This window comes from Bradyrhizobium sp. Leo170, from assembly GCF_004296405.1.
GTDB lineage: Bacteria > Pseudomonadota > Alphaproteobacteria > Rhizobiales > Xanthobacteraceae > Bradyrhizobium.
Genome location: NZ_PSRR01000095.1, coordinates 1 through 26,337 on the forward strand (window position 1 = coordinate 1; position 26,337 = coordinate 26,337).

The window sequence follows — 26,337 nt, forward strand, 5'->3', positions numbered from 1 at the left end:
GCCAGCGTCATCGTGCCGGCCGGCACCATCAGCATCGTTGCCAGCACATCGCCCCTGTCGGGCGATGTTCCCATCACAGGGGAGCCGGTGAAGCGCGACGGCAGCCGCGTGTATATCGGCGAAGATGCCTATCTCAGCGTCGCGGGTCTGCAGGACGTCTTGCTCACCATGGAGAGCAATGTCGTCACCGGTGAATTTCGTATCAACGAACTGCGCGATTCGCCTTTGTATCGTGACTCGTGGCTACGCGGACTGACAGTCAGCGTCGACAAGCGCGTCAGCGGCTTGTTCGGGGACGGGCCCATGGCCGATGTCAACTGGATCGCAGGTTCGCCCGGCAAATGGGTTGGCACGCCGCTCGGCGATTTCTCCGGCCGGATCGGGGTTGGCAAGACGACGCTGGGTGAGCTGTCCACCAAGGCGGGTTCGATCTTCGTCAAGTCGAGTGGCTCGATCGTAACCCGCGAAGGTTCATTGCTCGACGTCTCGGGCGGCTCGGTGCGCTATGCGGACGGCTGGATCACCACGACCAAGATTCGGGGGGCGGACGGTCGAGTCTACGATATCGGTGCGGCGACGCCCGATCGTCTCTATGTCGGTCTCGCGAGTGGCTTCACTCGCAGGCATGAGCGTGCCGGCATCACCGAGACCTGGCGCAACCCGTTGGATCGCAGCAACGGCACGCGGTTCGAGCGGGGCTACACCGAAGGCCGCGATGCCGGTTCGATCCAGTTCTTCGCTGCCGAAGCCATGGTGCTCGAGGGGGGCTACTGGGGCGGGGTCATCACGGGGGAACGGCAGGCGGCGTCCGGCCAGCTCGCCACCGCCGGCACGTTCACGATTGGCGGCAACGCCGACGAGCATCGCCAGTGGCTGCTGGGCAATCTCATCATCGCTGCCGAGCCGGAGATGCTGCCTGCCAACTTTACCGCGAGCAGCCCGTTGGATGCGAAATGGTACCACGGCACCCACGATATAGATACATCGGTTCGCGATAAGACCACCTATCTCGATTCCGATGTGCTGGCCGAAGCCGGCATGTCGAAGCTTGCCTTCTATGTCGCCACCAGTTTCACGCTGGACAAGGACGAGAAACTCGAGCTCGCGCCGGGCACGACGTTCAACGTGATTGCCAATGTTGGCACTGTAAATCCGGCCAGCTTTGCTGTTGACGGCAGCATTCGCATTGCTGGCGGCAATGTCTGGTTTGCCGGCGCGGAGACGGCGACCTTCGGTCGCGGCGCCGCGATCGATGTCAGTGGCGAATGGATCAATGGCCCAGGCGGGGCGCAGCTTCCCGTGATCAAGGGCGGCACGATCCAGCTCACCGGCGATTTCGCGCCGGGCATCACCCTGGACGTGTCCGGCGGCGGCTGGTACGACACGCGCGGCGCGAAGCCGAAGTTGAAACTCGGCGATGCCGGCGCCATCACGCTGTCGGTCACGGATGCCAATCAGTTGTCGGAACTCGATCTGCGCGGCTACGCGGCAGGTTCGGGTGGCTCGCTCACGATTGTTACATCAGGATCGATCCAGGTAGGCGGCACTGCTCCGGCGGATCCCGCCGTGTTGCGGCTGTCGGAGACGCTCTACAGCGAACGTGGCTTCCGCGCCTTGTCGTTGACGAGTACCGGCAACATCACGGTCGCGGATGGCGCCACGATCTCGCAGCTTCCGTTGAATGTCGATCTCGCCGGCGTCGATGTTTCCGCCTTTGCATCGGGCACACCGATCACTGCAATTGGCAAGCTCGCGTTGCTCCCGACGGCGGACCGGCTGGATCGCAAGCCAACTTCGCTGTCCCTGATCGGCGACAGCGTCACCGTCGGCGCCGGCTCTGTGGTGCGGACCGATGTCCGCGGCTCCGTCACGCTGGCTGCCATCGGTCATAAGGATCCGGCCACCGATACCACCATCCCCGGCGACGTGATCGTGCGTGGCGCGATCGACGCGCCGGCGGGCTCGATCTCCGTGTCCGCCAATGGCGAGCTCGCGCTTGCGGCAGGAGCGCAACTGCTGGCACGCGGCACATCGGTGACGGAGATCGACGCGCAAGGTCTGCGCTCCGGGACGGTGCTGGCCGGAGGCGGTGTCAGCCTCGCTGAGGCGGCGGTGATGAAGATCGAAGCCGGTTCGCTGATCGATGTCTCGGGGTCGAGCGGCACTTTCGATCTGGCGAGGGGGCGGGGCGCGGTCTCGACCTACAGCCTCGCCAGTAACGGCGGTACGATTGCGCTCAAGCTGAGCGGCGCCGCCAATGATGTCGTCGCAGGATCATTCCAGGGATATGCCGGCGGCGCTGGATCGGTCGGGGGCACGATCGATATCTCGGTTGGGAGCACTTCGGAGCCGACGCCGAGCTTCATGCTTCCGGCGCTGTACTACGTTGACAGGGACACCGGGGCGGTCGTCGCGGTCAACCTGCGGCAGAACCTGGACATCTACAGGGAATACAGCTCGGGTTCGGACCCGGCCTTTCAGTTCGCTATCGTACGAAACGCAATTCGGGACGCGACGACCGCTCTCACGCGCGGCGGGGGATTGGCCATCATCGATCTCAACGCGGACTCGACGCCCGGCAGCCTCCCCCAGCCGCTGGCATCGGTTACGCCACAACTCACCAACCAGATCGCGTTGCTGTCGAAAAACTTCTTCACGGATCCTGCCGCCACTCAACGCCTGGAGTTGCCTACCGCCAACGTCAAGGTCACGAAGATCTCGGCCGACACCGTGAACAACGGCGGCTTCGGTACCCTGAACGTGAATTCGACCGCCTTCATGGTTGCGCCGGGAATCAATCTGTCGTTCGGCAAGTCGATCTCGATCGGCGGCGCGATCAACAGCGGCGGCGCAGGAACGGCTAAGGTGACCGCGCCCTATATCGCGCTCCTCGGAGGATCCGGTTCCGCCGGCCCGGCCGGTGTCGGCAAGATCGTGCTGACTGCCGATCTGATCGACATCACCAGAATGGCCTTTAGCGGATTCGCTGAAACGCAACTGGTGGCGCGGGATCTCCGGATGGGCGGCCTGCTGACCGATCTGCGGTCAAACCGCACCTCGTCGCTCGATGCAGACGGCCGTCTCGAGCTGAAGGTCGGGCAGGTCTATCCGGCTACCGGCATCCTTGCTTCGATCAAGGCCGGCACGCAATTGGTCATCGAGCGCAACGGCGATACAGGGCTGCCCCTGTCAGCCGCTGGCACTTTGAACCTCGAGGCGCCGGTGATCGCGCAGAACGGCGTGGTGCGCGCGCCATTTGGCAGCATCATTTTCACCGCCACGGGCAGCATCGCGCTGGGCGCCGGAAGTATCACGTCGGTGTCCGGCGACGGTCTCGTGCTTCCTTATGGGACCTTGAGCAACAACGAGTTCTGGAACGATCCGCTCGCGAAGCCGACCGAGGCCAATCCGACGCCAACGCTAGGCAAGCTGCCGGAAAAGAATATTGTCCTCAATGCGCCCGGCGTCACGCTCGCGGCCGGTTCGGTTGTCGACATTCGCGGTGGCGGCGATCTTTATGCTTGGGAGCACGTCCCCGGCCCCGGCGGCTCGCACGACGTGCTGACCCAGCCAGGACTTTACGCGATCATGCCGGGGCTGAATGCATCGACGGCTTCACAGGATCAAATCTGGCTTGCCGGGGGCAATGGCCTCGCCGCTGGCTGGTACGCCTTGCTGCCGGCGCGCTATGCCTTGCTGCCCGGGGCGTACGCGGTGTCCGTCGTGAAGGGATCCGCTGGCAAAGAGGTCCTCAATTCCGTGCCGATGGCGGATGGTTCGGTGCTGATGAGCGGTTACCGGGCAGATGCCTATGGCGGCGGCTTCGAGCAGCTCCGCTCGACGTGGCAGGTGATGTCGGGCTCGACCTTGCGCAGCTACAGTGAATACAACGAAGCCTTCGCCAACACCTACTTCGCATCCGATGCGTTCAAGCTCGGGCAATACCGTCTCACCGGCATCAATATCGTTACGCCGCGGCTTCCGGCCGACGGCGGATCGGTGGTGTTCAAGGCGACAACCGAGCTCGTGCTGCAAGGTCTGCTGCGGTCGCAACCGGCCGCGGGCGGTCGCGGCGGTCTGGTGGATATCGCCGGGAGCAGGATCGCGATCGTCGGCAGCGGTCAGGATCGCAGCGATCTGACCGGCTATCTGGTGGTCGACGCGAACTCGCTCAGCAATTTCGGCGCCGGCAGCCTGTTGATCGGTGGCGTTCGCAGTGGTGACGCGAGAGGCCTGCGTATCGATGTGACAGCGAGCGACGTTGTCATTCGCAACGATGCGACGAGCGCGTTGATGGGATCGGAAATCCTCTTTGCGGCGAGCGGCACGATCGGCGTCGGCGACGGCAGCGTCATCCTCGCAAGGGGAACCGCCCCTGGCAGCAGCGTTGATCTCGTGATGGCGCCGCAGGTCAAGGCGGTCTACGGCGACATCGGCGGCGTGAGTGATGGCAATCCCGACAACGATGTGCTGTTGAGCCCGTCGAAGGATTACGGTGCGCTGCTTCGTGTCTCCACCGGCAATGCTGTCAAGGTGCTGCGCGAGAATGTCGACATCACGATGGGCGGGATCGTGACGATCGGCGCCAATGCGACACTTGCGGGTGGCAATGCGCTGCTGATCGATGCGACGCAGGACACGGTGGTCGCCGGCAATGCGAAGCTTTCAGGCGTGGCTCTGTCACTGTCGAGCGGCCGGATCGGCTTCGGCGGCGGCACCTCCGGCCTCGTGCTCGATGCGGTGTCACTGGCGCAACTGGCCAATACGCAGGCTCTCACCTTGCGCAGCTACAGCACGATCGACGTCTACACCTCCGTCAATCTTGGCGGTGCCGGTCTGAATGCGGTGACGCTGGATTCCGCCGGGCTGGTTGGTTACGGCAATGGTACCATCGCGATCAGCGGTCGCAGCATCGCGCTCGACAACAGCGGCGGCAGCTTCAGCAGCCCCGTCGGGGCCGGCCATCTCCAACTGACACTGAGCGCCGACGAAATCGTTCTCGGCGGTGGCAACAAGGTATTGCGGGGCTTCGACGCGGTCACGCTGAATGCGGGCCGCCAGATCGTCGGGCAGGGCAACGGCAGCATCGAAGCCGATATGGCGACCGTGACGTTGGCTACTCCGGTGGTGACCGGGCGCGGCGGCGCATCGCAGTCGGTCGTTACTGCCGGGGCGCTGAGCATGCGCGGCCGCGACAGCGGGACGTTGGCCTCGCCCGAGGACAGCCTCGGCACCCGTTTCGCGCTGACCGGCGCCAGCGTGGATTTCGGCGGCCGCATTGTTGCTCTCGGCGGCGCGGTCAGTCTGACCGCGACTGGCGGCGATGTCGTTGTCGGTAATGGCGCGCTGATCGACGTTGGTGGATACAAGAAGCAGTTCTACGATGTCGCGCAATATGCCGATGCCGGCAACATTGCACTGACAGCGGTTGGTGGTTCGGTTCGGCTGGTGGCCAACTCCGTTCTCAACCTGGCTGCGCCTGCCGAGGGCGGCAACGCCGGCAAGCTGGTGTTAACCGCTTCGGGCGGCGGCACGGTGACGCTGGGTGGAAAAATCGCGGCACAAGCCGGCCTTGGCGGCAGGGGAGGCTCATTTGTGCTCGATATCGCCGCCTTGCCGGACTTCGCCGGCATGAGCCGGACCCTGAATGGCAGCGGCTTTACGCGGTCGCGACAGTTTCGCGTCCGCTCCGGCAATGTCGTGATCGACGGCATCACCGACGTCGCCGACTTTGCGCTGACCGCCGACCAGGGGGCGGTGACCCTGGCGGGGACCATCGACGCCCGCTCGGAATATGGCGGCAACATCGCGATCAGCGCCGGCAACGGACTGACTATGCTCGGCTCGACACTGTTACAGGCCGGCGCCACCGGTGCGTTGGGCAGCGGTCGCGTCATCTTGGAGGCCAGCAACGGCCAGCTTGACGTGCAGGGCGGTCGCATCGATGTCTCTGGTGGTGATGGTGGTCGCGTTCGGTTCCGCGCGCGGCAGCCGGCCGGCCACGACGACGTCGCGGTGAGCAATCTGCGCGCGGCGATCGTCGGCGCACGCTCCGCGGTACTCGAAGGCGTGAGCATCTATGACAGCAATTCGGTCGATGCCGTTCGGGCCGGCGCGGTTGCCGATGCGACGGCCTTCGTCGGTCACGCGGCCGCGATCGCCGCCCGGCTCAACGCCGGCGGCTGTGTCACGGTGATGCCCGGCATCGAAATCCGCAGCACCGGCGATCTGATCGCTGAATCCGACTGGAACCTGTTCGCCGATTTCGGCGCGAACGCCCGCGAGGGTACGCTGACGCTGCGCGCTGCGGGTAACCTCACCATCCTCGGCAACATCAGCGACGGCTTTTCGGCGGCGGACCGCAGCGGCGTGCTGCAGGACACCGCATCCTGGAACCTGCGACTGGTGTCGGGCGCCGATCTGACTTCGGCGAGCGCGATGGCGCTTACGCCACTGACGGCTCTGCCGACCGGCAGCGGCTCGGTCATTGTTGGCGATGCCGGCAACGGCTACCAGATCCGCACCGGCACCGGCGACATTGACGTCGCGGCCGGACGCGATCTGCTGCTCGCACACAGCGCTTCGGTGATCTACACGGCCGGCCGCGCCGACGGAGCGCTCGCCAATTTCACCCCGGCGGCTGGCGCCACCTACGGCGTATTTGGCGGCAACCTCAACATCGCGGCGCAGGGCGGCGCCAGCTCAGCGCTTCCGGCCAACCCCCGCGACAACCAGTTGTTCGTCGAATGGCTGAGGCGCCAGGGTGACACCGATTCAGACTATGTCTATTACCCCGGCCAGCAGAGCTCGTGGTGGGTGGACTACGGCGCATTCCAACAGGGGGTTGGTGCGCTCGGTGGCGGCAACGTCTCGGTCTCGACGGGTGGCGACCTCGTCAACATGCTGGTCGCGTTGCCAAGCAACGGTCGTGTCAGCGGCGGCCTTACCTTCGGCGAAGCCAAGGTGCTCGAGGTTCGCAATGGCGGCCTGATGGACGTCAACGCGGGCGGCGCCATCCGTGCCGGCTATTATTATGTGGGCCGCGGCGCCGGCACCATCACGGCAGGCGAATTCGCCGTCGGACGCGAGGTCTCCATCGTGAAGAGCGCCCTGCAGACCGACGTCTATGCGATCGCGCCGGTCATTGCGCTTGGGGACGCGACCATCGGCGTTCGCACCGCCGGCGATCTGCGGCTGCAGACCGTGCTCGACCCGTTGCTGCTCGGCAGCAGCTATTGGGAATTTGGCGCCTTTATGAGCGGCTACACCGACCGCACGGCGCTCGATCTCACGTCGGTCGGCGGCAACGTTATCCTGGCCAACCAGGGGCAATATATCTCCAAGAATCTCGACGTTACTGACGCTTTCCACAGCCCCGACTTGCCGTTGGCCCTGATGGGACAGCTCGCCGTCAATCTCTATCCATCGATGACCCGCGTTACCGCGCTCAACGGCTCGATCGTCAATCAGGCGCGGTTCTTCACCGTGCCGGGCCGCACTCCTGAACTGCGCCTGTTGGCGGCGGACAACATCGACACCGGCACCATCGTGATGTCGCGTGCGACGCTCGATATGATGCCCTCGCCATTCCGGCCGGTCGGCGGCCCTGGCGCCACGATCCAGCTGGATATCGCCTTGAACGTGGACACCAACAGCACGCCATTTCAGCAGCAGGCATTCCAGCTGATCCTTATGAACGACATCAATGTGCTGGCCTATTTCGGTCCGGGAACCCACACCAGCTATCTCAAGGGTATCCGCAATCCGAAGCATCTGGACAACGAAGACGATTATGATCCGAGTCGCTTCTACGCGTTGAACGGCTCGATCACGGGGATGCCCCCGACCAACCGGACCGGTGTGTGGGAGGGCACGATTACGACCAACGAGCAGACCTGGTTCCGCGCCGGCACTGACATCCGCAACATCGCCTATCGGCTGCGCAACCTGCATCGCACCGACGTCTCGTTGCTCGAGGCCGGCACCGACATCATCGGCGGCGAGATCCTGATCCAGGGACCGGGCGCTATTGCGCTCGCGGCCGGCCGCGACGTCTATGGCGCCGACTTCAGGATCGAGAGCCGCGGCAATAGCGAGTACGACGGCAGTAACCGCGCGGTGGAAACCACGGAAGTTCTCGGCCTGCCGCGCGACGGCGCAGCCATTTCGGTGATGGCAGGCCTCAATGGCAAACAGGCATCGTACGATGCGCTGGCGGCAGCCTATCTCGATCCGGCCAACGTCGCGTCGATGCCGGACTACCTGAAGACCACGGTCGACGGGGTCGTGCTGCCGATCTATCTGACCGATGCCGTCGGGGACCGCGGCGGCGTCAAGCGCACGGTGCGCGACGGTCTGGTCTCGTTCGTTCGCGAGATTACCGGCGAGACCCTGGCGCCGTACGCCGCCTGGGCCCGCTTCCAGGCGATGCCTGCCCTGACCCGACAGCGCTTCCTGCGGCAGGTCTACATGCAGGAGCTGAAAGCCGCCGGCGACGACCAGTTGACGCTCGGCGCCGATGGCCGGCCGATCAACGGTGGCTACGGTCGCGGCTATGCCGCGATTGCAACCCTGTTCCCGGGCAAGGACTGGAGCGGCGGCGTCAAGATCGGCAATGCCACCTTCCGCACCATGGCGGGCGGCGCCATCGACGTTTTTACTCCCGGGGGCGGACTACAGGTGGCGGCACTTGGCACGGTCGCGCCGCCCGGCGCCGGCTTGATCACGCTCGGCAATGGCGACATCAACATCTTTGCCCGCGACAGCGTCACCGTGAACCGCTCGCGCATCCTCACCTTCGCCGGCGGCGATGAGGTGATCTGGTCGACGCTCGGCGACATCGATGCCGGCCGTGGTGCCAAGACCACGCGTGTGCCGTCGGCGCCGGAAATCGTCACCGATGCCGACGCCGTTACGAAAGTCATGGAAAGGGCTGACATTTCCGGCAGCGGCATCGGCACCATCATCGGTTTCACTGGTGTCGAGCCCGGCGACGTCTCGCTGATCGCTCCGGTCGGTACGGTGGATGCGGGCGACGCCGGAATCCGGGTCAGCGGCAACTTCACCGTGGCGGCGATGTATGTGCTCAACACCGACAACATCAAGGTCGGTGGTGAAACCAAGGGCGTGCCGAAGGTGCAGCCCCCGGCCGTCAATCTGACGGTCGAAACCAAGGACAAGGCGGCGGCCGACGCGGTCAAGGACGCGACGCAGCAGCCTGCGAATGAGCGGCCGTCGATCATCATCGTCGAGCTGCTCGGCTTTGGCGGCGAGAGCGATCAGGAAACGCCGCGACGCGATGAACAGCCGCGTCAGGGGGAAGAACGTGGCAGGAAGGATCGGCGCAGTTACAACTACGATCAGACAAGTCCGGTTCAAGTATTGGGGGCCGGTGCGCTGTCGGATATGCAGACGGAGGCTCTGATCTACGAGAAGAAAAAGCAGGTGCGCTGACCCCAAATGTGGCCGATATCACCAGCGGCTCTCCCGGTATCGTTGACCCGCGGCTGGGGCTTCGGCCGCGGAGTCTGATCACATGCCGCTGACTGAGCGCAGCAATCAATCTCTTGAGAAACTGAACTCAGGCAGGATCATAGACCCGACGACCTTCCGCGCTTGGTTCGAGATCCGGGACGCTACCGACAGATCTCTTGCGATCCTCGGACGGATTGCTCCCAAACGTGGATTTGTACGCCTTGCTGAGATGGGATCCGTCGACAAATCCGGTTTCCGCAGCGATGGCGGCAAGCGTCATCTCGGTCTTCATCATCCAGCGTGCATGCTTCAACCGCAAGCGCAAATAGGCGTTCTGAGGAGACTGGCCCGTCTCGTCCTTGAACAGCCGCTCGAGTTGACGCGTGCTGAGGCGGACCTTGGCCGCCAGCCGGGCAATGGAAAGGGGAGACGACAGGTTCTGCTCCATGATCAACAGGGCGCGCGAGATCCGACTATCATTGCCGACGAACTCCGTAGGCGGAGCCGATTGAGCCGATGAGCCGGGTCGCATCCGGTCGATCTGCATAATGTGAAGCGCTTTCTGCGCGTTGGACAAGCCAAGGCGCAATTCGACGATATGCGCCGCAAGATAGGCGGCGCCGATCCCGCCCGAGCACGTGATGCGCCGGCCATCGACAACGAACAATTGGTCCGCAATCGGCAACGTGTCGCCAAACTCCTCCAGGAAGTCGCGATAGTGGTACCAACTGATACAGCACTTCTTCTGGCGCAGGAGGCCCAGGCGCCAGAGAATGAAGCTGCCGGTGCAGACACCGACGATCGCCGCGCTTGAGTCGGCCGCCGTCAAAAGATATTTGCCGGTGCGCTCGTCTATCTGTGGGCCGTCGTGAAGCAGGCCCCCGACCACAACGATGTAGTCGAGCTCGGACGGGTCGATGAATTTGGAGGTGGGCGTGACCTGCACCCCGCTGCTGGACCTGATTGGATCACCGCCCGCGGACATGATGTGCCATTGGCATCGGATTGGACGGCTGTTGTCCCCGTCGTCGGCCGCCAATCGCACGACGTCCAGGAAGTTCGAGAACGCCGTCAGCGTGAAGTTGTTCGACAATATAAAGCCGACGCGAAGCGGTCGTATCGTCCTCTCCATCCTTGCCTCCGTGCGTGTCCGCGCGAGGGCCGGGGCTTCGGCCTTGTCGTGGAACCGCATCTCCCCAATCTCGCGATCGGGGCGTCATATTGCGGGTATTACGAAAGCAAAAACAAGACCATTCGGGAGGCCGCGAACCCGGACTCTGCGCCAGCGACCAACCAAGCGGGGGGAGGCCGCAGCAGATCGATCGCTCAGGTCGGGCCGCTGTCGTCCTCCAGATCGAGGTAGGAAGGATCGCGGCCCGTAACGGCCAGGAACTTCTCGAGCGACTCCCGTGACAACGACGTCGTCCTCTGGTTGCTGAGGGGATGGCAATTGATCGTCGCCACGCCGGCCAATCGTTGGTCCAGTACGACCCTGACTTTTCGTTCCTTGTCGTTGACAACCGCCAACACCGAGACGGCGCCGGGTTGGATGCCGAGCAACTCCAGCAGCGCATCGGCCGATCCGAACGATAGGCCTCCTTTCGCTCCGATCTTTCGAGCCAACTGCTTGAGATTGATGGCTGCGTCCTCGTCGGTCACGAAAAGAAAGTAGTTCTTCTTGCCGTCGCGCAGGAACATGTTCTTGGTATGCAAGCCGGGAATATCGCCGCGAAGGCTCTTCGACTCCTCGACGGTGTGCACCGGCGGGTGTTGGAAAGTGCGCGCCTCGATGCCGTTGCTCTCGAGATAGGCCAGAAGTTCGTCGCTTTGGTTCATGCTGCTGCCCATAGATCGCCTTCCTCTAGCCGCTGCTCATGCCAACCGCAACGGCAGCTTGATGTGTGAGGCATTGCCGCCACCACGAAGTACCTCGATCCGCAGTGGGCCCGTCGCGGGGATGCGCTGGAAATGGTCCGCATCGGCGCCCGTGAGAGACAATCTGATCCTGCTCCCCGCCAGAAAGGTCCAGGCGACCGGAAGCAGCGAAAGGCGAAACAGATGCGGTTGACCCGGCACCAACTCTCGCGCCTGATCTCGCCTACAAGCGTGGAATATGCCAGGCGTCTGATAATTGCGCGGCATGGGACTTTCCGCCCGATGGAGCGCACGAAGGCACCCTTCGGTGACGTAGAGGGATTGCCCATCGTGGAGTATCTCGGAGAGATAGGCGTGGACGGCGAAGTCACGCGCCGGAGCCGAGATCCAGAGATTGACCAGGCAATGGCCGCTCAGTTCGGCGCTGTGAGGCAATTCGGAACTCGTGTAGTTCAGCATGGAGCGGTCGCCGCCATCCCAGTCCGTGTAGTACTGGCGACTGTCGATCGCCGCGATCCGCTCGTATCGCGTCTGTCCGCCTGTTCCCGCACCAAAGTCGATCTCGTGGGAGTCGGTCGCCGCTTTGCCTGCCGCATCCTCGAGCTTTCCGTCGAGCGCCAGAAATAGCGTTTTCGATGCGTCGAACGGCGGCCAGGTATCAGCGCCGCGCCACTTCTCGTCATGTACGGAGAAATAGTGCACCGGCTTCTCCGAGCGGAGGCCGGTCTCATGTCCGGCGAGGTGCTCGTCGAAGAACCTCAAGACCTCAGCGAGAATGTCGAATTCCGGGAGTTCGTCCGCGCGCCACCGTGAGCAATTGATGCGCGCGCCATGATCCCAAGGGCCGAGGAGAAGGTACTTGTTCTCGTTCGGCAAGGTGAGAAACCGGCTGATCGCTCCGTTCGCGTAGCCGGCGCCGTCCATCCAGCCGGAGACGGAATAGACTGCCACATCTCGCCTGATACCCTCGCAATAGCTCGCAGGGCTGATGGCATCGGACGAGTGCCCACCGAATTGGGAAAGGGGTTCGCTCCTGTATTCCATGGCGCGCATCAGCTCCGGCATGCGGAAATTGCCGGAGTGTGCGTCGATCGCCGCTGTGCAATCGGAGCCATCCGGATCGTCATCGACCGGATGCGGTCCCCTGAAGGCGGGATTGGAGTAGTAGACAAATTCCCTGAGCAGATCGCGCTTATCCTGGTCGAGGCCGGCCATCAGGCGATCGTAGACCTCGGCGAGATTGGTCAGAAGTATCCCGCCCGGGTAATAGTTATCCAGATAGGTGTCCCAAACGGAGAACAGCGGGGCGATCGCCTTGACAGCAGGATGCGATGTGGAGGCAAGGAAATCGCTCGCTGCTCCGAGATAGGATATGCCGGTCGCACCGATCGCGCCGTTCGCCCAGGATTGTTGGACAATCCATTGGGCCACTTCGTAAGCGTCGTCGCGCTCGCGGGGAGACCTGAAAATGTCGCGCGTACCGAAGCTCGCTCCCGTGCCTCTGATGTCGACGACGACAAGCGCGTATCCTCGCGGGACAAAAGTATCGCGGTATTTGGCGACGTTCGGCGACGACTCCACATTTTCGGCTGACGGATCGACCGCGAAGCGCCGGTAGTACGGTGTCTGAATCAGGATGGTCGGCCAGCGCCCGCCTTCTTCCGTCGCGTCGGGAATATACACATCGACGGCCAGCCTGCAGCCATCCTTCATTTTCAGGTAGATCGATTTCGGCTGAGTTACCTTGTGGGTCGCGGGCCTGCCGCGGATGTACCGGCTCGGCGGTACCATCCAGGCATCTCCGCGCATGTCGTTGTCGGCCATCTGAAAATCCGTAAATTCGGGGTTCTACCGCCTCGCGACGAGCGGCTCGGCAAGGAGCCGATCATCATGGCTGCGCGTCCATAGGCAAGATGCGAGGCCGTACGTGTCGCGTCGTTACGCGGACGATGTCGCAAGCTTCCAACCGCGAAGGGATGCGAAAGTGCACATTGGTTCACGGTTCGAACAAACGCGCCGCTCGGGTCATCCACGAGCCGACCACACAGTCAGGGGGAAATTCAAATGGGAGATATCACGGTCTATCGGGCGCGGAAGGTCATCACGATGGATCCGGGTCGTCCTTTCGCGCAATGCGTAGCGGTCAGGGATGGTCGCGTCTTGTCAACCGGTACGATCGAGACCATGCAGCCCTGGCTGAAACGGTACCCCTACAAGATCGACGACACCTTCGCGGACAAGGTCATCCTGCCGGGATTCATCGACCCCCACACGCACTTCGCGTTCTCGGCCGGCTATCTCGCGATGCACTACATCGGCCCGATCGACTCGCCGGGACCCCACGGCATCAACAAGGGACTGCCCACCCGCGCGGAAGTTGTCGCCAAGCTTCGCGAAGCCGCCAATGCCGACCCTGATCCGAATGCGCCGCTGATTGCCTGGGGATTGGACCCCGCATCGCAGGGCGGACATCTCCATCGCGATGAGCTCGATGCCATCTCCCTTAAGCGGCCGATGTGGGTGATCTCTTACGCTCCGCATTTCATTTACCTGAACAGCGCGGCGCTGGAACGGGCCAAGGTTCCAGACAACACGAACGTGCACGGCGTGATGCGGTATCCGGACGGCAGGTTGAACGGACAGTTCGTCGAACTGGAGGCCGGACGCCTCGCTCTGGGCGCAATGCGCGAAGCGATTGCAGAGCGCGGCGGCGTCGATGGCCTGAGGAGAATGGGTGACATCGCGCGGAAAGCCGGCGTCACCACGACCGCCGAAATGATCTTTGGCAAGGGAAACTTCGAGAACGAATGGGCGCTTCATTCGAAGGTGGTTCCGGACGAGAGCTTTCCGTTACGTATGGGTCTTGTTTCGCTCGAACTTGCGCTCCACTCCGATCACGGCAGCAAGGGCGCGGATTTTCTTCTCGACGCGATGAAAAGGAGCGGCGACAAGCTTTTCTTTCATGGCGTGAAGTTTCTGTCCGACGGGTCGTTTCCCGCGATGTCCCTGCGGCTGAACTTTCCCGGCTATCTCGACGGAAGCAACGGTCTGCGCAACGATGTCCCGTGGGACGAACTCCACGAGCGAATGCTTCCCTATTGGAAGGCGGGTATCCAGATCCACTGTCACGCAAACGGTGACGAAGCGGTGGACGCCTCGCTGAATGCGCTGGCCAAGCTTCAGAAAGTGCAGCCGCAATTTGATCATCGCTTCACGCTGGAGCACTACTGCATCAGCACGCCCGACCAGGCCCGCCGGCTCAAGACGCTCGGCGGTGTCGCCAGCGTGAACAATTATTTCGTGCACTATCGCAGCCAGCTCCACGCCGAAGAGGGATTCGGGCCGGATCGTTCCGAAGCGGTGGCGAGACTAGGATCCCTTGAGCGCGAAGGCGTGATCTTCGCGCTGCATTCCGACTATTCGCTGGTCCTGGTTCCGCTCCATCCGTTGACCGCCGCCTGGGTCGCGGTCAACCGCATCGCCCTGGACGGAAAAACGGTGTTGGCTCCGGGCGAGCGGATCGGTGTCGAGCGCGCGTTGCGTGCAATCACGATCGATGCGGCTTACGTGCTGGGCGCAGAACAGCGACTGGGGAGTCTGGAGCCGGGGAAATTCGCCGATTTTGCCATCCTCGAAGCTGATCCATTTGAGGTCGATCCCGTCGATCTCAAGGACATCAGGATCTGGGGCACGGTCCTCGGCGGCAAGCCGCAACCTGCATGACCGCCGGATCCCACGATCGAGCCGACGACATTATCGTGCCCGTCAGTCCGGCCGCCGGCAAAGAGACTCTGGCCATGTTGATGGGCATCTTTGAGGCCGCGAGGGTCGTCCCCCGCGCGGTTGCCACGGTATCGCTGCCGCTGACGATCGTCAGCGGCTTCCTGGGATCCGGAAAGACGACCCTGGTGAACCGTCTCCTTTCCGAGCCCGGCGGCAGGAGGATCGCCGTACTCGTCAATGATTTTGCGGCCGTAAACATCGACGAGGAACTGATCCGCTTTCAAAGCGAGGATACGATCGGCCTGACAAACGGTTGCGCGTGCTGTTCGATCAACGGCGATCTGGTCAACGCGATTCAGCGGCTGATCGAGCGAAAAGAACCTCCCGACGCCATCGTTCTCGAAGCGAGCGGGCTTGCGGATCCGCGCGGCATCGCGCAGGTGGCATTGGCCAATCCTGCGATACGGCTCGACGCCATCCTCACATTGGTGGATTGCGAAACATTCCCCGAGCGCATCAGGGATGAGAGAACCCGGCCGACGATGCTGGCGCAGTTGTCTGCGGCCGATATCGTCGTGATGAGCAAATCCGACCTCATCGAGGATCGACTGGACGCGATCAAGGGCCTGATTGAATCATCGGTTCCGGGCCGCGCCATCCTCGAAGCGATGCACGGCAACATTCCTGCGAACATCGTGCTGGGCGTGAACGCCGGCCCCTCGTTCGCGTTCGGATGCTCTGCCGCTGACCATCACACCTCATTCGCATCGACGACGCGAAGCTGGTCGACGCCGATACAAAGAGACGTGATCACGCGGGCGTTGCGCGAGCTTCCGCAGAATATCATACGGGCAAAGGGTATCTTCTGCTTCAAGGACGACGACCAACGAAGATTCGTCTATCAGCGAGTCGGCAAGCGCGAGAGTCTCGAGGCCGCGCCGGAGCTGTCGTCGATTGCCCAGCATGGCTCAAGGCTTGTCCTCATCGGCTTTTCCGAGCAGTGGGATGAAGCGGAGGTGTCCCGGCTCATACCATGACCGGGCTCCGGCTATGCCGCACTTCGGCCTAGCGAGGTGCCCCGGTCGCTACCGTCTGGGCCGAAAGTCAGGCGCCTCTGGCGACGTCAGCCGTCGGGATGTCGCTTTCATCCAACAAGCACGGCGAGCCGATGCTGGCGAGATCGTATCGGCAGGCGATAATAAATCGCAGTCATTCTGGCACGGGCACCCATGAGACGATTCTCTGCAATTTCCTTGTTTCGCGAAGCACTCGGGGGACACGAGAAGTGGCCACGGCAGTGGCGTTCGCCTGAGCCGAAACCTGCCTACGACGTCGTGATCGTCGGAGGCGGCGGGCATGGCCTGGCGACGGCATTCTACCTGGCTGAACGATACGGAATAACTGACGTCGCAGTGGTGGAGAAGGGATGGATCGGCGGCGGCAACACGGGCCGCAACACGACGATCATCCGATCGAACTATCTTTTTGACGAGAGCGCCAGGTTCTACGAGCATGCCTTGAAGCTTTGGGAAGGGCTCTCGCAGCAACTGAACTACAATGTGATGTACTCCCCGCGGGGCGTGCTGATGCTGGCTCACAACATTCACGACGTCCAAAGCTTCAAGCGGCACGTCCATGCCAACAGGCTCAACGGTATCGACAATGAATGGCTGTCGCCACAGGAGTGCAAGGAGTTCTGTCCTCCGCTGAATGTCGGCGGTGCCATGCGCTATCCCATCCTTGGCGGCGCTTTGCAGCGGCGGGGCGGTACGGCCCGACACGATGCGGTCGCGTGGGGATACGCAAGGGCCGCGGACGCGCGCGGCGTCGACATCCTGGAAAACTGCGAGGTGCTCGGCATCCGCCGCGCGATATCGGGCCGGGTAGAAGGCGTCGAAACGTCAAGGGGCTTCATTCGGGCAGGCAAGATCGGAGTCGTTGCGGCTGGCAACACCAGCGTCGTCATGAACATGGCGGGGGTAAGGTTGCCGCTGGAGAGCTTTCCGCTTCAGGCGCTGGTCTCGGAGCCCGTCAAGCCGGCCTTTCCCTGCGTGGTGATGTCAAACACCATTCACGCCTACATCTCGCAATCCGACAAGGGAGAGATGGTCATCGGTGCCGGCACAGATGCTTACACATCCTATTCACAGCGGGGCGCATTGCATATCGCCAGCCACACGCTCGATGCCATTTGCGAGCTTGTGCCGATGTTCAGAAGACTGCGGATGTTGCGCAACTGGGGTGGCATCGTCGACGTGACTCCCGATCGATCCCCGATCGTGGCGAAGACGCCGGTGCCCGGGCTCTATCTTAATTGCGGTTGGGGCACCGGAGGCTTCAAAGCGACGCCTGGCTCAGGTGACCTCTTCGCCTGGACGATCGCAAAGGACGATCCTCATCCGATCAACGCGCCCTTCACGATCGAGCGCTTTCGCGATGGCGTGATGATCGACGAAGCCGCTGCTGCGGCCGTGGCCCACTAGTCTTGGAAATTCAGTCACATGCTTCTCATCAAGTGCCCCTTCTGCGGCCCGCGGCCAGAACTCGAGTTCTCCTATGGAGGACAGGCGCATATCGCGCGCCCGAAGGATCCGGCGTCTCTCGATGACGAGGCGTGGGCGGAATACCTGTACATAAGAAGCAATTCGAAAGGACTGCACGCGGAACGCTGGAGGCATATTCACGGCTGCGCGCGTTTCTTCAACGTGCAGCGGAATACGGTCTCCGACGCGATTGTGTCGACCTACAAGATTGGCGAGGAGCCTCCCAAGCCGGTCGAACCGGGGCTGGAAGAGCGGTCCAGCAGGAGCGGAGCGGCGCTATGAGATACCGGCTTCCCGCGGGCGGCCGCATCGATCGCGACAAGCCTATGTCGTTCCACTTCGACGGAAAGAAATATTCCGGGTTCGCAGGCGACACGCTCGCTTCGGCACTTATCGCCAACGGCGTCCATCTCGTCGGCAGATCGTTCAAGTACCATCGTCCTCGCGGCATCATGTCCGCCGGCGCGGATGAGCCGAACGCGCTCGTGGGTGTGGGCAACGAGGAATCGCGCTATACGCCGAACCTTCGCGCAACGCAGGTCGAGCTCTACGACGGCCTCGTGGCCGAGAGCCAGAACCGTTGGCCATCCCTGTCGCTGGACTTCAGCGGCGCAAACGACCTGTTCTCGCGATTTCTCCCGGCGGGCTTCTACTACAAGACCTTCATGTGGCCGGCGTCGGCGTGGAAGAAGCTGTACGAGCCGATGATCCGGCGCGCCGCTGGGCTGGGGCGCGCCCCGGACGCGGCCGACGCCGACCGTTATACGCAAGTGTACGGGCATTGCGATGTCCTGGTCGTCGGGGCGGGGCCAGCCGGGCTTGCGGCAGCCCTGGCGGCGGCGCGATCGGGAGTGAGGGTCTTCGTCTGCGACGAGCAGGACCAGATGGGAGGCTCGCTGCTGTCGGAGCGGGAAGCAACCATCGACGGGCAGGCGGCCGCTGATTGGCTGGAGCAGACTATCCAGGAATTGAAGTCGCGAACGAACGTGGTCCTGTTGCCGCGGACCACCGCGTTCGGTTGGTATCCGCACAATTTCCTTGGGCTATGTGAGCGCGTCACGGACCATTTGGGACCGGCAATCACAAAGCAACCGCGGGAGCGGATGTGGCAGGTACGGGCTAGGGAAGTGGTTCTCGCGACGGGTGCGATCGAAAGGCCGATGGTGTTTCCAGGCAATGATCGCCCCGGAATCATGATGGCTGAGGCGGCGCGAACCTATGCCAATCGCTATGGGGCGTTGCCCGGCACCAGGGCAGTCGTCTTCACCGCTTGTGACGGCGCTTATCGTGCGGCACTCGAGCTGAAGAGCGCCGGGATAGAGATCACCGCGATAGCGGACGTGAGATCAAATCCGAACGGGCGGTGGATCGAGCGGGCGCGAGCGGCCGGCATAGACGTGCGTCCCTCCACTGTAGTTACCGGCACTTACGGCCGTCTGCACATCTCGCATGTCGATGTGGCCAGGATCTCGGGAGGAAGCGCAGGGCATCCCGAAACCTTCGCGTGCGACCTTCTGCTGATGTTGGCGGGCTTCACGCCGAGTGTGCACCTGTTCTCGCAGTCGCGCGGCAAGCTCGTCTACGACGAGGATCTGAAGGCATATCTGCCGGGTGAATCGGTCGAGCGCGAGCGTTCCGTGGGAGGTTGTCGAGGCGTGTTCGACCTCAGCACATCTCTCGCCGACGGGTTCGCGGGAGGACTCAGCGCGGCAAAAGCGGCGGGAGGGACTGTAGCGGCCGAGCACAAATTTTCGGTTTTCGCCCAATCGTTGGGGAGAGACGGTTTCGTTGGCGCGCCGCCGAGCGGCGGCGGATCGCGTCGAACACGGGCCTGGGTCGACTTCCAGAACGACGTCACCGCAAAAGACATTGAACTTGCGACGCGCGAAGGCTTTCGCTCCATCGAGCACGTCAAGCGCTACACGACGACGGGTATGGCGACCGACCAGGGCAAGACTTCCAACATGAACGCGTTGGGTATCGTCTCGCAGACTCTGGCGCTGCCCGTCTCCAAGGTCGGCCTGACGACCTTCCGTCCGCCATATACGCCGACAACCTTCGGCGCATTTGCCGGTCAGTCGAGAGGAGAGCTGTTCGATCCGGTTCGGAAGACGTCGATCCACGAATGGGCACGCGAGAACGGCGCCGTCTTCGAGGACGTGAGCCTTTGGAAGCGGGCCCATTACTTCCCGCGACCGGGCGAGGACATACACGCGGCGGTCAGACGCGAATGCAAGGCTACGCGGGAATCCGTCGGCATTTTCGATGCCAGCACGCTCGGCAAGATTGAGGTCGTCGGCAAGGACGCCGCCGAGTTCATGAACCGGATGTACACCAATGCGTGGACGAAGCTCGAGCCCGGACGTCTACGCTATGGAGTCATGCTGCGCGAGGACGGCTTCATCATGGACGACGGAGTGGTCGGGCGGATGTCACCCGACCGATTCCACGTCACGACAACGACAGGTGGCGCGACCCGCGTACTCGCCCTCATGGAAGATTACCTGCAGACGGAGTGGTCGGATCTTGACGTCTGGTTGACGTCGACAACGGAGCAATGGGCAGTCATCGCCGTCCAGGGACCGAATGCACGCAAGGTGCTCGAGCCGCTTGTCCAAGGCATCGACATCTCCCAACAGGCGATGCCGCACATGAGCGTGCAGGAGGGACGTATCTGTGGGGTGCCGACGCGGCTTTTCAGGGTCTCCTTCACCGGCGAACTGGGCTTTGAGGTCAACGTCCCCATGGGATACGGGCGCGGTGTGTGGGAGGCGATCTGCGCCGCGGGACGTGAGTTCGGCATCACGCCCTACGGCACCGAAACGATGCACGTTCTTCGGGCCGAGAAGGGATACATCATCGTTGGCCAGGAGACCGACGGCACTGTGACCCCCGACGACGTGGGGCTCGCCTGGGCGATCGGAAAAACCAAGAAGGACTTCGTTGGCAAACGTTCACTGGCGCGGCCTGCCATGAGCCGAAGCGATCGAAAGCAACTGGTCGGGCTGCTCACCGTGGATCCGAAGATCGTATTGGAGGAAGGGGCGCAGGTCGTCGCCGACCCGTCCGAACCTGTCCCCATGACGATGATCGGTCACGTAACGTCATCGTATTGGAGCGCTGCGCTCGACCGTTCGATCGCTCTTGCCTTGGTGCAAGGAGGCCGGGCGCGGATCGGCTCACGCCTGAGCGTTCCGATGCCAAGCGGGCCCGTGACGGTCGAAGTGGTCCAGCCGATTTTCTACGATCCGGAGGGGAAGCGTCTCGATGGCTGAGGCAACGATCGTCAGGGTGAACTCGCTGGCGGCCGTCAGCCGCGACAGCGCAAATCCTCCGCGGGCTAGCCTAGCGGTGCTGCCTGACGCTGCGAAATTAGTGTTTCGCGGACGTCCCCCGTCGGTTGGCGCCGCCGCAGAGGCATTCGGCGTCGAGTTGCCCCAAACCGCCAATCGTTTCAGCGAAGCGGGGCCGCGCAAGGCCTATTGGTTGGGCCCGGACGAGTGGCTGCTGGAAGCGATCGGGCAGGATTCTTCGGAACTCTTCTCAGCGATGGCCGAAAGGCTCGCCTCCCATTCCTGCTCTCTCGTCGACGTCAGTCATCGATCCGACTCCATGGAAATAAGGGGACCGATGAGCGAGTACGTGCTCAACCACGGCTGCCCGCTCGATCTTTCGGAACGAGCGTTCCCGATCGGGATGTGCACGCGCACCATTCTCGGCAAGTCGCCGATTATACTTTCCCGAACGGAGCGTGAAGTGTTTCACCTGGATGTTTGGCGTTCGTTCTCGCCTTACGTCTGGTTGCTTCTGGATGACGCCCGCCGGGAATTCCTCGACGATGAGTCTGCCAGGTCGCCCACGTGATTTCATGATCGGAACGTTCGAGCTCTTCAAGATCGGTATCGGCCCATCGTCGTCCCACACGGTCGGCCCCATGAAGGCGGCGGCCCGCTTTGCCGAGAGCGTAGAGCTTGCTGGTCTGCTGCCACGCGTGGCGCGGGTGCGGGTCGACCTGTTCGGATCGCTCGCCTGGACCGGTAAAGGGCACGGCACGGACAAGGCCGTCATTCTCGGCCTTGCCGGCGAGCTTCCTGATACGGTCGATCCCGATGATGCCGACAGGATCGCCGCGTCGGCCCGGCAGGGAAGGGTCCTCCATTTCGCGGGCAAGTATCGGATCGCCTTCGACCCCGAGGCGGACATCGTGTTCGACGGCATCACCCCTGCGGTCCATCATCCGAACACGCTGGCGCTTACGGTCTTCGATTCGGCCGGGGAGCGGCTTCTTGAACAGCGATGGTGCTCGGTCGGCGGCGGCTTCGTTGTCCCGGAAGCCGAGGTGGGAAAACCATCGCCTATCTCGTCGACGCCGGTGCCCTATCCCCTCCGCTCGGGCCGTGACCTCCTCACGATGGGAGCTTCGTCCGGCCTCTCCATTGCCGAGATGGTTCTGGGCAACGAGACCTCGCGGCTGCCGCGCGAGGAGGTCGAGAGCAATCTCGATCGCATCGTCGCGGTCATGATGGCTTGCATAGACCGCGGCATGGTGACGGAGGGAGAGCTCCCCGGCGGTCTCGAGGTGCGGAGGCGGGCGCCTGCACTGCACCGGAGGCTCCTCGTGGCATCCGGAGCGAACAATCGCGCGCAGCATGCCGTGATGGATTGGGTTAGCCTGTATGCGATCGCCGTCAACGAGGAGAACGCCGCCGGAAGCCGCGTCGTCACCGCGCCGACCAACGGCGCGGCCGGCATCATTCCGGCCACGTTGCGTTACTTCCGCGATCATTGTCACGACGCCGATGCGGAAGGGCTGCGCCGCTTTCTCCTCACCGCTTCCGCGATCGGAGCCCTGTTCAAGATGAACGCATCCATCTCCGGTGCGGAGGTCGGATGTCAAGGGGAAGTCGGCGTCGCCTGCTCGATGGCGGCCGCGGGATTGGCAGCCGTTCTCGGCGGCACCAACGAGCAGATCGAGAATGCTGCCGAAATCGGCATGGAGCACCATCTCGGCATGACCTGCGATCCGATCGGTGGTCTGGTGCAGATCCCCTGCATCGAGCGAAACGCGTTCGGGGCCATCAAGGCCATCAGCGCTGCCTCGCTGGCGCTCCAGGGCGACGGGACACACGTGGTGTCGCTCGACAAGGTCATCGCGACGATGCGCGAGACTGGCCGGGATATGCAATCCAAATACAAGGAGACCTCGCTCGGAGGACTCGCGGTGAATCTGGCGGAATGCTGAAGGAAACACACATGGGACAGGTTGCGTCGAACAAGTTCTTCACCACCGACATCTCGATTCTGGATCCCGAGATAGCCTCGGCTATAGCGGACGAGCTGAGGCGACAGCAGGAAGAGATAGAGCTGATCGCTTCCGAGAACATCGTGTCGCGCGCGGTTCTGCAGGCGCAAGGCTCGGTTCTGACGAACAAGTACGCGGAAGGCTATCCGGGACGACGCTACTACGGCGGATGCGCGCATGTCGACGTGGCGGAGGAGGTCGCGAGGGAGCGCGCGAAGAAACTCTTTGGCTGCGCCTTCGCGAACGTGCAACCGAATTCGGGCAGTCAGGCCAACCAGGGCGCCTTCATGGCTCTCATGAAGCCGGGCGATACTTTCATGGGACTGGACCTGGCCGCAGGGGGCCATCTTACCCACGGCGCGAAGCCGAACATGTCAGGCAAATGGTTCAATGCGGTGAGATACGGCGTGCGTCCGGATGATCACCGGATCGACATGGACGCGCTGGAGCGCCTCGCACGGGATCATAAGCCGAAGGTCATCGCTGCAGGCGGGTCGGCTTACTCGCGCTTCTGGGACTTCGCGGAATTCCGTCGGATCGCTGATACAGTCGGCGCATATCTCATGGTCGACATGGCGCATTTCGCCGGCTTGGTTGCCGGTGGCGTGCATCCGTCACCCATCCCTCATGCGCATGTCGTAACCTCGACGACCCACAAGACGCTGCGCGGTCCTCGCGGGGGTCTGATCCTGTGCAACGACGCGGAGTTGGCAAAGAAGATCGACTCGTCGATCTTTCCGGGGCTTCAAGGCGGGCCGCTGATGCATGTGATCGCCGCCAAGGCGGTTGCGTTCGGCGAAGCACTGACGCCGGAGTTCCGCCGATACGCAAACGAAGTCGTCGGCAACGCCAAAACGTTGGTGAACACCCTGATGGAACGGGGATATTCCGTTGTTTCTGACGGGACCGACAATCATCTGTTTCTGGTCGATCTGCGTTCCAAGAACCTCAACGGCAAGACGGCTGAAGCCGCGCTCGGGCGCGCTAACATCACCTGCAACAAAAACGGGATACCTTTCGACCCCGAGAAGCCGACCGTTACCTCGGGAATTCGGCTGGGAACTGCGGCAACGACATCGCGGGGGTTCGGTGAAAGAGAATTTCAGACGGTGGGCAATCTGATCGCGGACGTATTGGACGCCGTGTCGCTCGCGAATACCGGCGCGGCGCCGGCCGTCGAGCAGCGCGTGAGAGGGCAGGTCGCCGAGCTCACGAAGGCGTTCCCCATCTATCCGCTTGCTTGAAGTGACGCGTTGTCCGGCACCTTCGCGATCGGTGGATCCCGACGGAATTTTCGTCCGCGGATTGCTGGTCAACTCGCCCGTCGATCTCATCGACCGGACGACGATGCGATCCCTGGAGGTTGATTTGGACTTGTCGATTGATCTAAGCAGGGCCGCTTCGAGTGACAACCTGGCGGATACCGCGAACTACTCGGATCTCGTCCGCGAGATTTCGCGCGCCTTCGCGTCGTCCGATCACGCCTCCCTCGCTGAGGCAGCGGCATCCGCTGCGGAGGCGGTCCTTGCGGCCGCCGCCAATGCCGATGGAGTGAAGCTGACCGTGCGCGATCCTCGTGTGACGTTTGGGACGGCCGTTGGCAGGATCGGTGTGTCGGTGGAGCGGAGCAGGCGCGGAACCGTCGAAGTTGCGCCACATGATGATGCGGCCAACATGCGTCTTTCCGCGAAGCGAGGATGGGCCTGAAGCAACGAGAGGCGAAAATGTCGAGCAATTTGGCACTGGGAAATTTCCGGCTCAGCTACGGCCCCGATGCCGGCGAGGGCGCGTTCACGACGAGGCCGGAAATCGTCGGCGCGTTCGGGGTGGTAGCTTCGACTCATTGGCTGGGAACCGCCGCAGGCATGCGCATCCTCGAAAAGGGAGGCAATGCCTTCGACGCCGCCGTGGCCATCGGCTTCGCGCTCCAAGTCGTCGAGCCGCATCTCAACGGCTTCGGCGGTGAGGTCCCGATCATCTTCCATGACGCGAAATCGGGACGGGCGCGCGTGCTGTGCGGGCAAGGAGTCGCGCCGGCGGGCGCCACGATTGAGGCGTTCGCCGGGCTGGGTCTCGACATCATTCCTGGAAGCGGGTTTCTTCCCGCGTGCGTTCCCGGCTCGTTCGGCGCCTGGATGAGGCTGCTCCAGGACTACGGGACAATGGGCGTGGGCGACGTTCTGGAATCCGCCATCACCTACGCTCGCGACGGTTACGTGATGCTTCCCAGGATTGCCGCGGCGATTCAAACGGTCGCTCCCCTTTTCCGGGAGGAATGGCCGACATCGGCGAGCGTCTATCTGAAAGATGGCCTGCCGGCGCCAGGCTCTCTATTTGCGAATCCGGACCTTGCATCGACGTATGAGAGAATCGTCCGGGTCGCCGAGGAAACGCGCGGGACGAGAGAACAGAAGATAGAAGCCGCCCGCAAGGCGTTCTACCAGGGGTTTGTCGCCGACGCGATCGAGCGGTTCGTCCGGACGCCCGTGATGGATACGTCGGGATCGCGGCATGCCGGACTCATCTCCGGACAGGATCTCTCGCTCTGGCAAGAGACGTACGAGGATCCGCTTTCCCTGAGCTATGGCGACTTTCAGGTGCTCAAGCCGGGACCGTGGACGCAGGGACCGGTGTTCCTCCAGCAGCTCGCCCTGCTCAAGGGATTCGATCTGTCCTCGATGGATCCCCTCGGCGCCGACTTCATTCACACCGTCACCGAGTGCTCCAAGCTCGCGTTCGCCGATCGCGAGAAGTATTACGGCGATCCGAATTTTGTCGATGTGCCGATGGCAAGGCTTCTGAATGAGGACTACGCGAGCGCGCGACGAGAGTTGGTGGGCAGCGCTGCCTCACTGGACTTCCGGCCGGGCTCGATCGAGGGCTTCGATCATGCCGTGCCCTATACCGTTGGCGACGCCGAGGACGGGAGCGCGGCGCTGGGCGCCGGTGAGCCGACGGTCGCCCGCTCCACGGCCGTTAGCGGAGAGCCCGCGATCAGCCGCCGCGGGGCCGTGCGTGGCGATACGGTCCATCTCGACGTGATCGATCGGCACGGCAATATCGTTTCGGCAACGCCGAGCGGAGGCTGGCTGCAAAGTTCGCCGGTGATCCCTGGACTCGGATTCGCGCTCGGGACGCGAGCGCAGATGTTCTGGCTCAAGCCGGGGCTTCCATCGTCGCTTGCCCCCGGCAAGCGGCCCAGGACAACACTTTCCGTTTCGCTGGTGTACAGGGACGCGGACCCATACGCGAGTTTCGGTACTCCGGGCGGCGATCAACAGGACCAGTGGAGCTCGGTCTTCTTTCTGCGCCACGTGCATCACAATCTCAATCTGCAGCGCGCGATCGACGCACCGATGTTTCACAACGACCACATGCCGAGCTCGTTTTTTCCGCGCCGCGCCAAACCCGGTTCATTGG

At 63.0% G+C, this 26,337-nt stretch carries 14 protein-coding genes; 11 read left to right on the forward strand and 3 right to left on the reverse strand.

The window, feature by feature from the left end:
• The first annotated feature begins 12 nt into the window (after positions 1–12).
• The gene (locus CWO89_RS17895; protein WP_207234507.1) at positions 13–9,453 is read left to right on the forward strand and encodes a filamentous hemagglutinin family protein; all 9,441 of its coding nucleotides are present in this window, start codon (positions 13–15) and stop codon (positions 9,451–9,453) included.
• 127 nt (positions 9,454–9,580) lie between these two features.
• On the opposite strand, the gene CWO89_RS17900 is transcribed toward CWO89_RS17895, so the two are convergent.
• The 3 genes from CWO89_RS17900 to CWO89_RS17910 all read right to left on the reverse strand — a co-directional run bounded on the left by CWO89_RS17900 (position 9,581) and on the right by CWO89_RS17910 (position 13,173).
• Complete coding sequence (locus CWO89_RS17900) at positions 9,581–10,519, reverse strand: GlxA family transcriptional regulator (protein WP_245476358.1); 939 nt, start codon at positions 10,517–10,519, stop codon at positions 9,581–9,583.
• 281 nt (positions 10,520–10,800) lie between these two features.
• Positions 10,801–11,310: a prolyl-tRNA synthetase associated domain-containing protein gene (locus CWO89_RS17905; RefSeq protein WP_130580084.1), complete on the reverse strand. Its 510-nt coding sequence runs from the start codon at positions 11,308–11,310 to the stop codon at positions 10,801–10,803.
• Positions 11,311–11,346: 36 nt separating this feature from the next.
• The gene (locus CWO89_RS17910) at positions 11,347–13,173 is read right to left on the reverse strand and encodes a CocE/NonD family hydrolase (protein ID WP_130580085.1); all 1,827 of its coding nucleotides are present in this window, start codon (positions 13,171–13,173) and stop codon (positions 11,347–11,349) included.
• 240 nt (positions 13,174–13,413) lie between these two features.
• Between CWO89_RS17910 and CWO89_RS17915 the strand changes: the two genes are divergently transcribed.
• The 10 genes from CWO89_RS17915 to CWO89_RS17960 all read left to right on the forward strand — a co-directional run.
• Positions 13,414–15,072, forward strand: coding sequence for an amidohydrolase (locus CWO89_RS17915; protein ID WP_130580086.1), 1,659 nt, complete (start codon positions 13,414–13,416; stop codon positions 15,070–15,072).
• Positions 15,069–16,109 carry a CobW family GTP-binding protein gene (locus CWO89_RS17920; RefSeq protein WP_130580087.1) on the forward strand — a complete coding sequence of 347 codons (1,041 nt, stop codon included), beginning with the start codon at positions 15,069–15,071 and terminating at the stop codon, positions 16,107–16,109. Before CWO89_RS17915 ends, CWO89_RS17920 begins: the two co-directional genes overlap by 4 nt.
• Positions 16,110–16,301: 192 nt before the next feature.
• The gene (locus CWO89_RS17925) at positions 16,302–17,555 is read left to right on the forward strand and encodes a sarcosine oxidase subunit beta family protein (RefSeq protein ID WP_130580088.1); all 1,254 of its coding nucleotides are present in this window, start codon (positions 16,302–16,304) and stop codon (positions 17,553–17,555) included.
• 18 nt (positions 17,556–17,573) lie between these two features.
• A complete protein-coding gene (locus CWO89_RS17930) occupies positions 17,574–17,897 on the forward strand; it encodes a sarcosine oxidase subunit delta (protein ID WP_130580089.1) in 324 nt (107 codons plus the stop codon).
• On the forward strand, positions 17,894–20,890 hold the full coding sequence (locus CWO89_RS17935; RefSeq protein ID WP_130580090.1) for a sarcosine oxidase subunit alpha: 2,997 nt from the start codon (positions 17,894–17,896) through the stop codon (positions 20,888–20,890). The genes CWO89_RS17930 and CWO89_RS17935 overlap by 4 nt, the downstream gene beginning before the upstream one ends.
• Positions 20,883–21,479 (forward strand): sarcosine oxidase subunit gamma, encoded by a 597-nt coding sequence (locus CWO89_RS17940; protein ID WP_130580091.1) that lies wholly within the window; start codon positions 20,883–20,885, stop codon positions 21,477–21,479. The genes CWO89_RS17935 and CWO89_RS17940 overlap by 8 nt, the downstream gene beginning before the upstream one ends.
• Positions 21,480–21,483: 4 nt before the next feature.
• Positions 21,484–22,857: an L-serine ammonia-lyase gene (locus tag CWO89_RS17945; protein ID WP_130580092.1), complete on the forward strand. Its 1,374-nt coding sequence runs from the start codon at positions 21,484–21,486 to the stop codon at positions 22,855–22,857.
• A gap of 11 nt (positions 22,858–22,868) precedes the next feature.
• Complete coding sequence (gene glyA, locus CWO89_RS17950; RefSeq protein ID WP_245476357.1) at positions 22,869–24,161, forward strand: serine hydroxymethyltransferase; 1,293 nt, start codon at positions 22,869–22,871, stop codon at positions 24,159–24,161.
• A gap of 61 nt (positions 24,162–24,222) precedes the next feature.
• On the forward strand, positions 24,223–24,624 hold the full coding sequence (locus CWO89_RS17955; RefSeq protein WP_130580094.1) for a dihydroneopterin aldolase: 402 nt from the start codon (positions 24,223–24,225) through the stop codon (positions 24,622–24,624).
• Positions 24,625–24,641: 17 nt separating this feature from the next.
• A partial coding sequence (locus tag CWO89_RS17960) for a gamma-glutamyltransferase family protein (RefSeq protein WP_130580095.1) occupies positions 24,642–26,337 on the forward strand: 1,696 nt, incomplete at its 3' end.

Bases quoted from the DNA above. Each gene is read 5' to 3' on its own strand.
- CWO89_RS17920 (WP_130580087.1), top strand. From the start codon at position 15,069: ATGACCGCCGGATCCCACGATCGAGCCGACGACATTATCGTGCCCGTC.
- CWO89_RS17915 (WP_130580086.1), top strand. From the start codon at position 13,414: ATGGGAGATATCACGGTCTATCGGGCGCGGAAGGTCATCACGATGGAT.
- CWO89_RS17905 (WP_130580084.1), bottom strand. From the start codon at position 11,310: ATGAACCAAAGCGACGAACTTCTGGCCTATCTCGAGAGCAACGGCATC.
- CWO89_RS17940 (WP_130580091.1), top strand. From the start codon at position 20,883: ATGGCTGAGGCAACGATCGTCAGGGTGAACTCGCTGGCGGCCGTCAGC.
- CWO89_RS17935 (WP_130580090.1), top strand. From the start codon at position 17,894: ATGAGATACCGGCTTCCCGCGGGCGGCCGCATCGATCGCGACAAGCCT.
- glyA (WP_245476357.1), top strand. From the start codon at position 22,869: ATGGGACAGGTTGCGTCGAACAAGTTCTTCACCACCGACATCTCGATT.
- CWO89_RS17930 (WP_130580089.1), top strand. From the start codon at position 17,574: ATGCTTCTCATCAAGTGCCCCTTCTGCGGCCCGCGGCCAGAACTCGAG.
- CWO89_RS17945 (WP_130580092.1), top strand. From the start codon at position 21,484: ATGATCGGAACGTTCGAGCTCTTCAAGATCGGTATCGGCCCATCGTCG.
- CWO89_RS17925 (WP_130580088.1), top strand. From the start codon at position 16,302: ATGAGACGATTCTCTGCAATTTCCTTGTTTCGCGAAGCACTCGGGGGA.
- CWO89_RS17910 (WP_130580085.1), bottom strand. From the start codon at position 13,173: ATGGCCGACAACGACATGCGCGGAGATGCCTGGATGGTACCGCCGAGC.